The organism is Chryseobacterium gregarium DSM 19109 (genome assembly GCF_000430845.1).
GTDB classification, from domain to species: Bacteria; Bacteroidota; Bacteroidia; order Flavobacteriales; family Weeksellaceae; genus Chryseobacterium; species Chryseobacterium gregarium.
Genome location: NZ_AUMU01000001.1, coordinates 154,379 through 167,452, shown reverse-complemented (window position 1 = coordinate 167,452; position 13,074 = coordinate 154,379). Strand labels below are relative to the sequence as shown.

Annotated in this window: 12 protein-coding genes; 5 read left to right on the top strand and 7 right to left on the bottom strand. The window is 39.7% G+C overall.

Annotated features, from left to right (window positions below; all coding sequences use genetic code 11):
- The first annotated feature begins 54 nt into the window (after nt 1–54).
- The 3 genes from H561_RS0100885 to H561_RS0100875 all read left to right on the top strand — a co-directional run bounded on the left by H561_RS0100885 (nt 55) and on the right by H561_RS0100875 (nt 3,561).
- Nucleotides 55–723 carry a YggS family pyridoxal phosphate-dependent enzyme gene (locus H561_RS0100885; RefSeq protein WP_027385281.1) on the top strand — a complete coding sequence of 223 codons (669 nt, stop codon included), beginning with the start codon at nt 55–57 and terminating at the stop codon, nt 721–723.
- A 47-nt stretch (nt 724–770) separates the two neighbouring features.
- The gene (locus H561_RS0100880; protein WP_027385280.1) at nt 771–1,955 is read left to right on the top strand and encodes a sigma-54-dependent transcriptional regulator; all 1,185 of its coding nucleotides are present in this window, start codon (nt 771–773) and stop codon (nt 1,953–1,955) included.
- Between the two features lie 244 nt (nt 1,956–2,199).
- Complete coding sequence (locus H561_RS0100875) at nt 2,200–3,561, top strand: MATE family efflux transporter (RefSeq protein WP_027385279.1); 1,362 nt, start codon at nt 2,200–2,202, stop codon at nt 3,559–3,561.
- Between the two features lie 235 nt (nt 3,562–3,796).
- Here the strand turns inward: H561_RS0100875 and H561_RS0100870 are convergent, their stop codons facing one another.
- The 5 genes from H561_RS0100870 to H561_RS0100850 all read right to left on the bottom strand — a co-directional run bounded on the left by H561_RS0100870 (nt 3,797) and on the right by H561_RS0100850 (nt 9,807).
- Complete coding sequence (locus H561_RS0100870) at nt 3,797–4,303, bottom strand: GNAT family N-acetyltransferase (RefSeq protein WP_228372202.1); 507 nt, start codon at nt 4,301–4,303, stop codon at nt 3,797–3,799.
- 155 nt (nt 4,304–4,458) lie between these two features.
- Nucleotides 4,459–6,861, bottom strand: coding sequence for an alpha/beta hydrolase family protein (locus tag H561_RS0100865; RefSeq protein WP_027385277.1), 2,403 nt, complete (start codon nt 6,859–6,861; stop codon nt 4,459–4,461).
- A 184-nt stretch (nt 6,862–7,045) separates the two neighbouring features.
- Nucleotides 7,046–7,477 (bottom strand): DoxX family protein, encoded by a 432-nt coding sequence (locus H561_RS0100860; protein ID WP_027385276.1) that lies wholly within the window; start codon nt 7,475–7,477, stop codon nt 7,046–7,048.
- 55 nt (nt 7,478–7,532) lie between these two features.
- Nucleotides 7,533–8,408, bottom strand: coding sequence for a GTPase Era (gene era, locus H561_RS0100855; protein ID WP_027385275.1), 876 nt, complete (start codon nt 8,406–8,408; stop codon nt 7,533–7,535).
- Between the two features lie 403 nt (nt 8,409–8,811).
- Nucleotides 8,812–9,807 (bottom strand): LacI family DNA-binding transcriptional regulator, encoded by a 996-nt coding sequence (locus H561_RS0100850; protein ID WP_027385274.1) that lies wholly within the window; start codon nt 9,805–9,807, stop codon nt 8,812–8,814.
- A 414-nt stretch (nt 9,808–10,221) separates the two neighbouring features.
- Between H561_RS0100850 and H561_RS0100845 the strand changes: the two genes are divergently transcribed.
- Entirely contained in the window at nt 10,222–10,548 is a 327-nt protein-coding gene (locus tag H561_RS0100845) for a DMT family transporter (protein ID WP_027385273.1), read from the top strand.
- Between the two features lie 45 nt (nt 10,549–10,593).
- A complete protein-coding gene (locus tag H561_RS0100840; protein ID WP_027385272.1) occupies nt 10,594–11,304 on the top strand; it encodes a T9SS type A sorting domain-containing protein in 711 nt (236 codons plus the stop codon).
- Nucleotides 11,305–11,350: 46 nt separating this feature from the next.
- On the opposite strand, the gene H561_RS0100835 is transcribed toward H561_RS0100840, so the two are convergent.
- Both H561_RS0100835 and map read right to left on the bottom strand, forming a co-directional pair.
- The gene (locus H561_RS0100835) at nt 11,351–12,118 is read right to left on the bottom strand and encodes a class I SAM-dependent methyltransferase (protein WP_027385271.1); all 768 of its coding nucleotides are present in this window, start codon (nt 12,116–12,118) and stop codon (nt 11,351–11,353) included.
- On the bottom strand, nt 12,118–12,927 hold the full coding sequence (gene map, locus H561_RS0100830; RefSeq protein ID WP_027385270.1) for a type I methionyl aminopeptidase: 810 nt from the start codon (nt 12,925–12,927) through the stop codon (nt 12,118–12,120). Before map ends, H561_RS0100835 begins: the two co-directional genes overlap by 1 nt.
- Between the last annotated feature and the right edge of the window lie 147 nt (nt 12,928–13,074).

The following is a 13,074-nucleotide window of genomic DNA, read 5'->3' as shown; positions in this document are numbered from 1 at the left end:
CATATCCAGCAGACAGCATTATGTTTTCTGCTTTAAATTTCAGAAATTTGCCCTATGAACATTCAGGAAAATTACAATGATATAAAAAATCAGCTGCCGGAACAAGTGCAGCTGGTTGCAGTCTCAAAAACACATCCCGTTTCAGCTATCCGGGAAGTCTATGATCTCGGACAAAGGGTTTTCGGTGAAAATAAAGTGCAGGAACTTACGGAGAAATATCCGCTTCTTCCCAAAGATATCCAATGGCATATTATCGGGCATTTACAGACAAATAAGGTAAAATATATCGCGGAATTTGTTGACACCATCCAAAGTGTGGATTCGGAAAAACTGATCAGGGAAATCAGCAAAGAGGCTTTGAAATACAACCGGACCATCAAGGTACTGCTACAGGTAAAAATTGCTGAAGAGGAAAGCAAATTCGGATTGGAGCCTGAAGAAGCCAGGGAAATCTTTGATAAATATGTACAGGGAGATTTCTCGAATATTGAAATTACAGGATTGATGGGAATGGCTACTTTCACCGATAATAAAGAACAGGTAAAAAAGGAATTCCTGACGCTGAAACATATTTTTGATGAATTCAGCCGGCTGAAACCTCTTGAAACATTATCGATGGGGATGAGTGATGATTTTCCTGTCGCGATTGAATGCGGTGCCAATTCCGTACGCGTAGGATCGGCTATTTTTGGGCAGAGGGATTATTCAAAACAGATCATTTAGGTATAGTTTTTGCTAATAATTCAATCAAAAAATCTAAATTTGCAACTATGCAAAAAATCCTTATTGTAGAAGACGAAAAAGCAATTTCAGGAGTACTCCAGAGTATCCTATCCGACGAACTTACTGAATATGAATTTATTATCGCTGAAGACGGCCTTGAAGGCTACAAACAAATAGAAAAAGAAGATTTTGCCCTGGTAATTTCTGATATTAAGATGCCTAAAGTTTCAGGAACTGAACTTTTAAAACAGAGTCTGGCTCTAAAACCGGAATCTACCTTCATTATGATTTCAGGCCATGCGGATATTGACTCTGCAGTTTCCTGCCTGAGAGACGGTGCATACGATTTTATTTCTAAGCCTATCGATATCAACAGACTGATTACAAGCGTAAAAAATGCGCTGGCTAAAGAGCATCTGAAAAAAGAGAACAAAAACCTTCAGACAGAAAACAAAACCCTTAAAAAGAAAGTCAGCAAAAAGTACCAGATGATCGGCGAATCGGCAGGTTTAAAGAAAATCCAGGACATGATTGAAAAAGTTGCGGCTTCTGACGCAAGGGTTTTAATCACGGGGCCAAACGGGGCCGGAAAAGAACTGGTAGCCCACGCCATCCACAACCAGAGCGACCGGGCCAGAGGGCCGATGATTGAGGTCAACTGTGCGGCAATCCCTTCCGAACTGATTGAATCTGAATTATTCGGACACGTAAAAGGATCTTTTACAGGCGCTATTAAAGATAAACAAGGGAAATTCGAGCAGGCTAACGGAGGTACTATTTTTCTGGATGAGATCGGTGATATGAGCTTAATTGCCCAGGCCAAAGTGTTAAGGGCTTTACAGGAAAGCAAGGTTTCCCCCGTAGGAAGCGATAAGGAAATTAAAGTGGACGTAAGGGTTCTTGCCGCTACCAATAAAAACATGCAGAAGGAAATTGAAGCTGGAAGATTCAGGGAAGACCTTTACCACAGGCTTTCTGTCATTGAAATCTATGTTCCTTCCCTGGATGAAAGGAAAGAAGACATCGCAATGCTGGTGGATCATTTTTCAGGAATAATTGCCGATGAGCACGGTACGGCTGTAAAAAAATTCGATGATCAAGCGGTTGAAGCGTTAAAAGCACTTTCATGGACCGGAAACGTCAGAGAGCTCAGAAACGTAGTGGAAAGGCTGATTATTTTAGGAGGCAACACCGTTTCTGCCGATGACGTCGCAAGTTTTGTAAGGAAATAATGTAATTATTACTTTAAATAAATTATAAAAATTGCAGTATCACTGATTACTGCAATTTTTTTTGCGACAGGCATACATTTAAAAGATAATTAAAAACCGGTCATTTGAAACGAACCAGATTTACGCTTAATGAATAGATCTTTGATGATTCATTAATAGTATAATATCAAATTCTGATTGTAATAATATTGCCGTGTTATTGTTCAAATCAGTCACAATTAAACGATAGGAATTATAAACTGTTATGAGATTTTTACATAAAAACTATACCAAAGAATGCATTACTTTGGCCCTGCCTGTGATGCTGACCCAGGTTGGCCAGGTTTCGGTAAACCTTTTTGACAATATCATTGTCGGGAGATTGCTCGGAGCAGATGCCCTGGCTTCCGTTTCATTGGGGAATGCGGTATTTTTTTCCATATTCGTGCTGGCTTTAGGATTTTCTTTTGCTATTCCGCCACTGGTATCTGAAGCCCATTCAAAACAGGATCATAAAACGATCAATTCGGTTTTCAGTCACGGGTTTATTATTAATATGAGCGTCGGGATCCTGCTGATGGGAATTTTGCTGTTGGCCATGCCGCTGCTCTATCATTCCGGGCAGCCTGCGAAAATCATTCCGGATACGGTTAATTTCTTAACCATTATGGCTATCAGTATTGTTCCGTTTATGGCCTTTCAGACGCTGAGGGAAGTTTCAGAAGGCTTATCCTATACCATCGGGGTGACCAAAGCTACCATTATCGCAAACATCATTAATATTGTACTGAATTATGTTTTTATCAAAGGGCTTTTCGGGTTCCCGGAAATGGGCGTAAAAGGTTCGGCGCTGGCAGGGCTGATTGCCAGGATTTTCATGGTAGTCTTCCTGTATTATGTCCTTCTTCATGAAAAGAAAACCAGGCAGTACATCAAAGACTTTTCACTTAAAATGGAAGTTTTTTCAAAACAGATGTTTGAAAAGATGATCCGTCTGGGCCTGCCTACGGCACTGCAGATGTTTTTCGAAGTAACGGCATTTGCGGGAGCTGCATTTATATGCGGGCTGATCTCGGCTCACGATATTGCCTCCCATCAGATTGCTTTGAGCATGGCTTCCTTTACCTTTAATTTATGCATCGGATTCAGCGTGGCTTCTACAGTCATGATCGGCAGGAAACTGGGTGAGAGAAACTTTACGGAACTGAGAAAAGTAGGAATCAACAACCTGAAAATCGCTTTTATCTTCATGTGCATCTGCGGAATACTTTTCATTCTCGGACGCAATATCCTTCCGACCTTCTTTACAAAGAAAGAGGAAGTTGAAGTGATTACGCTGGCCTCAAAACTGATGATTATTGCAGCTTTATTCCAGCTTTCTGACGGAATCCAGGTGACGGCCTTAGGAATATTAAGAGGACTGCAGGATGTGAAAATTCCTTCTATTTATACTTTTATTGCCTACTGGCTGATTACCATTCCTTTGGGCTACTTCCTGTGTGTTACCCTGAATATGGGGGCTTTCGGAATGTGGATCGCTTTAGGGCTGGGGCTTACGATTTCTGCTGTGATGCTGGTCAAACGGTTTCTGAACTTGTCTGCGAAAAGAATTGAACAGAATATATAATTGAGAAGCACTCTTTTGGGACCGCTTTTTTATAAATTAATTTTTATCTGAGCTTGTGTAGAGACGGTCATCTCATTCATGATCACAATGCTGAAGTTATTATAGAACCTTTTTCTTTTTTTTATAATCACTGAACTACTTCCAAAACCTACTCCCGATGCAGTGAAAATCCTTTCACTTTTTTGACGCAAGTCAAAGATTCAACGGAAACGGAAAACCGTTTCTGGAAAAATGATTAAGTTATTCTCTTTCCTAAGATTACCAACGTGCGCTCTACTCCATCCAGCAACGCCACATCAGGAAATGTCCCCCAGGCTTCAAACCCGAAATGGCTGAACAGCTTTAAGCTTGGTTCATTGTGTAGAAAAATAAATCCAAGCAATGTTTTCACACCAAATTTCCCTGCGTTATCGATACAATATCCGAGCACCTGCTTCCCCAATCCCCTTCCACGGCAGCTTTCATCCATGTAAATGCTGACCTCCACAGTTCCGTTATAAGCCGGCCGGCCGTAAAATGAGGAGAAGCTTACCCAACCCAGCGTATTATACTGACTGTCTTCAACAATCCAGAGGGGCCGTGTTTCAGCGTTGTGCTCGTGAAACCATGGCATCCTGCTTTCGATAGAAACAGGTTCTGTGTCGGCAGTTACCATTCGTGATGGTATGGTTGAATTATAAATTTCAACAATTTTAGGTAAATCTTTAAGGATTGCATTTCTGAATATGATCTCCTGCATCATATGATAAAATATTTCTTACAAAGATATGAGGTTAATCGGTAGACTTGTTTATTTCGAGCCTGTAAAAATTTAGATATTCCTGTATATCCAGAATCATCAGGTTTTAAACTTCAAAAACAAACCCGTTCAGATCTGAACGGGTCTATTTTAAATGATTATTTCTTCAGGCATTTCTCCAAAAACTGATCCTGTTCCCAAAGCAGGTGCAGGATGTTTTCTTTTGCAGCATACCCGTGTGCTTCTTTCGGCAGGAGAACCATTTTTACAGGGGCACCGAGGTTTTTCAAAGCCTGGAAATACCTTTCCGTCTGTAAGGTAAAGGTTCCCGGATTGTTGTCGGCATCCCCGTGAATAAGCAGCAAAGGAGTTTTCATTTTATCGGCATTCATGAATGGCGACATTGTATTGTATACGTCCGGCACATCCCAATAGTTTCTCTGTTCGCTCTGGAAACCGAACGGTGTCAGGGTCCTGTTATAAGCGCCGCTTCTTGCAATTCCGCAGGCAAATAACTTGGAATGGGTCAGCAGGTTCGCCGTCATGAACGCCCCATACGAATGCCCGCCGACTGCTACTTTTTTTCTGTCAATATATCCTAGCTGGTCCACCGCATTGATGGCTGCTTCTGCATTGGCTACAAGCTGTGGGATAAAGGTATCATTCGGTTCTGTTTTTCCTTCCCCAATGATCGGGAAAGCAGCATCATCCAGAACGGCATAGCCCTTAGCGGTCCAGTATACAAACGATCCGTAGTATGGGAAGGTAAAGTCATTCGGGTTCTGGGTGTTTTGTCCCGCGGTATTTTTATCTTTATATTCCGTAGGATAGGCCCAGATCAGCAGCGGCAGCTTTTCGGTTTTGTTTTTCCGGTCATAACCAGCCGGCAGGTAAAGGGTTCCCGTAAGCGTTACCCCGTCACTTCTCTTATAGGTAATAACTTCCTTATATACATCTTTTATGCTTTCAAAAGGGTTGGCAAAATTGGTAACGGCTTCTGCTTTGTCCGACTTAATATTTTTCCTGAAATAATTAGGATACAGGCTTGGAGATTGTCGGGTCGTTAAAATGTCGCCTTTTGAAGGGTTCAAAATATCGAGGATTTCTTCTTTGGCATTTTTGATATTGGATGTGTACAGCCTTTTTTTCTTCAGGGTTTTCATATCCATTTCATCAATAAAGGGATGCTGGCCTTCTTTTGTGAAGCCGGCTCCTATCAGGTAAGACTTCCCCCCTTTCATATCCACTACATATCTTCCGTACTGGTTCTTGGTGGTATTGAAATTTCCCGGGTCACTGTAAACATCCTGGTAATTCCGGTCATCAATCACTTTTGATGTCCCGTTATTCAGGTCAACAAGATAAGATTTCGTATTTCTGGTATCATACCATCCCTCGGAAACTATCGCATAATGATCATTGGTCCAGTTTATCCCTTCATACCGTTGCCTGGTCTTAAAGAACGATTTGGGTGCTGCTGCAAACGGAGCCTCCCATGTAAAAACCTCATCCCTGAAATCTGTTGTTTTAGACTGGTCCCCATCGTCTAAAGCTTCTGCATAGACTAAAGTCGCGGGGAGATCATTTCTCCATCCCATATCTCTTTTCCCGGTTCTTACCGATGAGAAACCCTTCGGCATAATTTCGTTCAGCGGGGTTTCATTCACTATTTTTACCACGTTTCCATTACTGTCATACACCGTAGTGGTCATAGGGAACCTGTTCAGGGGAACGATGTAGGAGAATGGTTTTTTCAGAGTGGTTGCCATCAGGTAGTTTCCGTCCGGCGAATAGCTCAGTCCGCTATACATGTCCTGGTCTTTTACCTTTTTCAGGTTTCCGTCTGTATCAACATTATAAATATAGGAAGACGTAAGAATTTCAAAATTCTTTTCGTCCTGCGGGTTTTTCAGTAAATCCTGGTAAGTCCTGTTCTGGGAGACTTTTCCGTCTGCTGTAGAAACAATCGGTCCTGTCGGAAGATCTTTTGCAGGATCAGTTAAGGCAGCCCTGTTCTGTGGAAGGGTTTTGATCAAAAGGTTTTTTGAATCTTTGTTCCAGACATACGGGCTTCCCAGATTTGCATTCAGGTTGTCCGGGGTAATTTTCTTTGCCGTTGCGGTTTCCAGATCAACAATCCACAGCTCTACCCCTTTTCCGGTGGTATTGGTAAAGGCTAGTTTCTTTTCATCCGGGGAAAATGAAGTATAGGTAATCTTAGGATTTGCAGGTAAATTCTTAACCTGTACTTCAGTTTTATCATTGAGTTTTCTGACTTTCAGATTATTGGAATAGGTGGCCGTACTTGAAATATTGGTTACCGGGTTGATCCTTAACCCTCCGAGTTTCATTTCCTGCTGGCTGAGGTCTTCCAGCGTCTTGTAGGTCGGACGGTAGGTAAAAATAATCCAGTCTTTTTTACTGTTCATCAATACACCTGGCGGCCTTTCATAATCCGCCAGCTTAAGGATTTCTGCGGATGGCTTCTGATAGGTAATATTCTCCTGAGCTTCGTAAAAATTAAGGAAAGCCAGCAGGCAGATGGTAAGTTTGATCTTCATTATATGATAATATTATTTTCTCTTCCTGACGAATTTAATGAATTTACAGGTAACCGCAAAAAGCATAAAATTTTCTTTGACAAATTGCTGACATCCAATTATTTCTTACTATCAGGAAACCGAAAATTTCAGCATAAAAAAAGCAGCAAGAAAACTTACTGCTTGTATTTTATTTTTAGATTAATTACCAGTCACTGGCTCTTTTCCTTTTTTCGATCATATAATCTACTGAAATCTTACCTACTCCAAAAACCATTAACATCAGATAGACCGAAAGATAAATCAGGCTCATTTCCTGTTTTTCAAACGGATCCGATGAATGAACAATAAATCCGGCTACTGCCATGGTAAAGATCAGGAAGCCTAAAGCCACTCTCGAGAACAGACCTAAGATCAGAAGAATCGAACATGCGAATTCTGCAAATACGGTAAGTCCCAAGGAAATCTGCGGCCCCATTCCCAGAAAATCAAAAAATTCAGGTTTGCCGCCTTCTATCAGCATCTGAAGTTTCGGGAATCCGTGAGACAGCATGGCAAAACCAATAAATACCCTCACCACCAATAAAACAATATCTTTGATAACAGAATCGGAATGTGCAGTGTTTAAAGAATTCATTCAGTTAAAATTTAAAAAAATCTTTTAATATAACGGCAGTTCAGCCTCAATTAGTCTATCTGTACCCGAAATTCTTAAGGTCCCGGTCATTTTTCCTCCAGTCTTTTTTCACTTTTACAAAAAGGTTTAAGTGAATTTTTTTATTGAAGAATTTTTCCAGGTCAATTCTTGATTCAGTTCCGACTTTCTTGATCGCTTCTCCCTTGTGACCGATAATGATTCCTTTCTGCGTATCCCTTTCCACATAAATAATAGAATCAATAAGGATAATTCCTTCTTTTTCCTTAAACTGCTCCGTCACCACTTCTACAGAATACGGGATTTCCTTTTCGTAATTCAGAAGAATTTTTTCCCGGATTGCTTCATTGACAAAAAACCGTTCAGGCTTATCCGTATACTGATCCTTATCATAATAAGGAGGATTTTCAGGAAGCATGGATTTTAATTTAGGCAGAATAATATCCGTATTAAAAGCATTTAATGCAGAAATAGGAAGGATTTCCGCTTTCGGAATCCTTTCATGCCATACTTCAACCAATTTCTCAAGTCCTTCCTGATTGGTCTGGTCTACTTTATTTAACAGGAGCAGAACCGGAACCGGAATTTTATTCAGTTTTTCAATAAGAAATTCTGAAGGTTCCGCTTTATCGGTTACATCAACAATGAATAAGAATACATCGGCATCCTGCAAAGAATCCTTTACGAAATCCATCATTTTTTCCTGCAACCCGTATTTCGGGTCTAAAACTCCCGGCGTATCTGAAAATACGATCTGCAAATCTTCTTCATTATAAATTCCAAAAATCCTGTGGCGCGTTGTCTGTGCCTTCTGGGTAACAATAGCCAGTTTTTCCCCCATTAACTGGTTCAACAATGTAGATTTTCCGGCATTCGGCTTTCCGACAATATTTACAAATCCTGCTTTGTGCATAAAAAATATGTTATGAAGTGCAAAGTTAGTAAAACAATCCGGTCTTTGCGCCTATTCCCGAAAAAAGCCCTTTAGATCGTCAGAATTAATTGTATGTTAGATCCTGAATTTAGAATTTAATGTTTAACTGTTCCTAAAGTTTTATGTAAACTAACCTACGCCCGGGATAAAAAAATAGGTAAAATCACTTTCAATTTTATCACAAAGGCAAACAAAAAGCATTTCTGGTATTTTTGCAATGAGGAAAACCATAGCATTTCATCTAACAAAAAAAATATAAATATTTCCGATGTATTGCTTGTTTATTAATAAAACAGTTTTGTTAAAATTAAAAATCAATTGACTGATTTATAAATCGTTGTTCATATCAATTAACTCTTAAAATCTTAAACTGTTTATTTTATTATACCGAACCCCGCTCCATAAACAGGGCATTGAGTATCACTCTTTTTCCGTAGGGTGTATAATGGTCGATCTGATTGTCAAGGAGGTTGACCGATTCTTTCGCCATATCCGTTAATGGCTGCTGCACAAAGCTTATTTCGGTAGGAAAAAGATAATATGCTTCGGTTTCATCAAAGGCCACCACCGAGAGATCTTCCGGAACCTTAATGTTGTTATCAATAAGGTAACGAAGTCCTGCAATGCCTAATTTGTTGCTGGAAAAATAAACTGCCGTTTTTTTTGACAGGTCAATGCTTTCTTTCAATTTGACCGGAATTTCTTCTGCAATGGTATGAATATCAATCAAAATTCTTTTGGCGGAAATATCAGTTTTCGAAATCCGTTGGTCAAAGCCATACTGCCGGTCCAGCAGGTGCGGAAGCTCCGTATCATAGCCGACATAGATAATTTCATCAAAATTCCTGCTAACCAGATGATCACATATATATTCCGAGATTTCGGAATTATTGATCATTATTCCGGGAAGGCTTAGATTTTTCAGATAACGGTCTATGGTAACTACCGGATATTCTTCCCTGATCAGTTTACTGATGGCTTCATCAGAACCTACCACCGGAGCGATGATCATCCCGTCCACCTGCTGTTCAGAGAATAATTCCGTAAGCTTTCTGAATTTTTCAGGGTTTTCATCACAGCTTCCGATCAGAAGGGTGTAGCCCAGTTTCATTGCTTCATCTTCAATGCTCCGGGCGATATTCGAATAAAAATCATTGGAAATATCCGCCACAATTAAGCCGATCAGCTTACTTTTACTCATTTTCAGGCTCCGGGCTATTTTGTTTGGGGTATAATTAATGTTTTCCGCCACCTCAAGTACCTTTTTCCTTGTCGCTTCACTGATCCGGCTTCCTTCTTTTCTGTTGAGAACATACGAAACCGTGGCAACGGATACTTCTGCAATTCTGGCTATATCTTTTATCGAAGCTCGCTTCATTTTTTAGTTTTGCTGCAAAAATATTTTATTCCCTATATTAAAACAATAGAGGCATAATTTGGTCTGAATTAAAAATAAATGTAGTTTGGCAAATTTTTCAAAGATTGAATAACAATGATATAATTATATACAAATCAGCACATTAAATAATATTTATGAATTATGAAGCTATTGAGATAGCCTAAATATTAATTCACAGAACACCATGCCCGATCATTTCGGTTAAACGTTTACTTCTATAATTTGATAAAAATGATCATAAATCCTGAATACTGTTTAAATATGAACTGTTAAATGATTAAAACATTAATTTTTGAATACTATATGGATAATCAGGTTTAAAGATCAGTTTAATTACTGCAACGGTGATTATTTATTTTTAAATCCTGAAATTTGCATCAGAAAAATATAAAAATGAATTGGGTTATCTTAGTTATTGCGGGTTTATTTGAAGTTGCATTTGCTTCATGTTTAGGAAAAGTAAAAGAAACGTCCGGGACAGCCATGTACCTCTGGTTTACCGGCTTTCTTGTTTCTCTGACGATCAGTATGCTTCTGCTGATTAAGGCAACACAGACCCTGCCTATAGGCACTGCCTATGCGGTATGGACGGGAATCGGTGCGGTCGGAACCGTTCTGGTGGGTATTTTCTTCTTTAAAGATCCGGTAAGCTTCTGGAGGATTTTCTTTATTATTACATTAATCGGTTCCGTAATAGGACTGAAGGCAGTTTCACATTAAAAATCAGGATTATTTTACTTAAGTTTACAGAAAACTTTTAAACTTATGAAAAAAGCTTTACTTCTTTTATTTGCAGGCAGTTTATTATCTGCCCAGACTTCAGAATTACTATCCAACAGCTGGTATATTTCGAAAATGGTAACCAGCACCGGACAGACCACGAACACGCCTTTAATAGATGCCGGAGTACCTGCTTCTACTTTTAGTGCAACAGGAGGCACAAGCTATGTTCTTAATTCAAAATATTATAATACCTCTCTTCTGGGGTTCGGGATTATGCCCGGAAGCAACAATATGATCAAAACAAGCGGAGGATGTACACTGGCTTATTATAACGGAGGAAATGCTTTTGCCGTACGTAATTATGATCAGAAGAATTGTAATATTTATACAAATGGTGCTTATGCATCCATCTATAATTATCAGGTTACAACGAATGGCAACGTAAAAACACTGGTCATTACAGATCCTTCAGGAAATAAAGTATATTATAACAATACCTTGCAGTTAAGTACCCAGGAAAACGAAATACTAAAGAAGGGATTGACTGCCTATCCGAATCCCGTCAAAGAAGTTTTACATATTGACAATATTGAAAAGAAACTTGGGTTAAGAATTTATGATATTTCGGGGAAACTGGTGTATGAAACAAAAACTTCTGACCGTAAAATCAAGATCGATACCAACCGCTTTCAGAAAGGCCAGTATATTTTAGCCCTAGAAAATTATCAGTCATTCCCATTTATTAAAGAATAAAAAAAGACTGTTTATTCATAAGAAAGTCCCGAATTTCGGGCCTTTCTTATTTTTTATATACTACCGGAAGAATTTCATTTTTCCTTAAGCCGTATCTTTTAATTTCTTCTTCTGAAAAATTTTGGGAATAGAAGTTGGGTTCCGCCTCAAAACCGGCTTTCCTTAAACGGTCGAAATAATCCATTCCATACCAGCGGACGTGGTCATACTGCCCGAAATGTTTCTGCCTTTCTTTGGGATCCCTGATGTTGAAATCCTCATAGGTCTCTTCCAGAGCATTTTTCATAGGAACCTGAAGAATCCCCCAGCCTCCCGGCCTTAATACCCGGTAGAGCTCGCTTATTGCTTTTGCATCATCTTCGATATGTTCCAATACATGGTTACAGAATATAATATCAAAACTTTCATCTGCAAAAGGCAGATCCAGGATATCGGCTTTTACATCAACAATGGGAGAAAATAAATCGGCTGAAATATAATCCAGATTCCTCATCCTCTTGAACTTTCTCAAAAATTCCTGTTCGGGAGCAATGTGCAGGACCTTATAATTTTTAATGAAAAAATCAGTCTCGTTCTGAAGATAGAGCCACATCTGCCGGTGCCGCTCCAGGCTTAATGTTCCCGGGGACAGTGCATTCTCACGCTGGTTCCCGTAGCCATACGGAAGAAATTTCCGGTATGATTTCCCGTCAATCGGGTCCGTAAAACGGTCTCCTTTGAACAACTGATAAATCAACGGGCGGGCCCAGATGCTCATTTTAATCAGCATCGGACGCGGAATGGTATTCAGCAAAAGCTTCGCGACTTTTTTCATTAAAAATCTAATTGGAAAGCCTTTTCTTCATCGCTTTGAATTCCGAGTGCCTCATAGATATACTGAAACGTAGACAGTAATACCGGTTTCCCGTTGATTACAGCTACATCATGCTCAAAATGGGCGGAAGGCTGATTGTCAAGAGTCGTCACCGTCCAGCCGTCATTATGGAACTTTACTTTTTCAGTGCCCAGGTTGATCATCGGTTCTATGGCAATGGTCAATCCGTCTTTGATAACTTTGCCGCTTCCCTGCCTGCCATAGTTCGGGACTTGGGGATCTTCGTGCATTTTTCTACCGACTCCATGTCCTACAAGCTCTCTGACTACGCCATATCCTTCCTTTTCACAATGGGCCTGGATGGCATGGGAAATATCCCCGATCCTTTTTCCTCTGACGCATTGCTCAATACCTTTGTATAAAGATTCTTTGGCAATTTTCAGCAGTTTCCGGGTTTCAGGTTTTACTTCACCGATTTCAAATGTATAGGCATGATCTCCTACAAAACCGTTTAAAACCGCTCCGCAATCCACAGAAAGCACATCGCCTTCCCTGATCTCATCCTTATTCGGAAAACCGTGAACCACCTGATCATTCGGTGAAATACACAAAGAATACGGAAACCCGCCATAGCCTAAAAAGGCTGGTTCAGCACCATGATCTTTGATAAAATCATGTGCCAATTTATCTAAATGCAAAGTGGTAATTCCGGGTTTGATTTCTTTTGCCAGCATTCCTAACGTTTTCGAAACCAACCGTGCACTCTGCTTCATCAGACGCAATTCGTCTATTGTTTTTAACTGAATCATTTTTAATATAGATGTTAGATATTAGATGTCAGATATTAGATTAAAATTTTATGGATATTTTAAGTCTAATTCTAAGCATCTATTATATTCCGGCTACTATTGTTTAAATCAGAAGCTGATTGAGAACTAATTTCTAATCCCTGACTC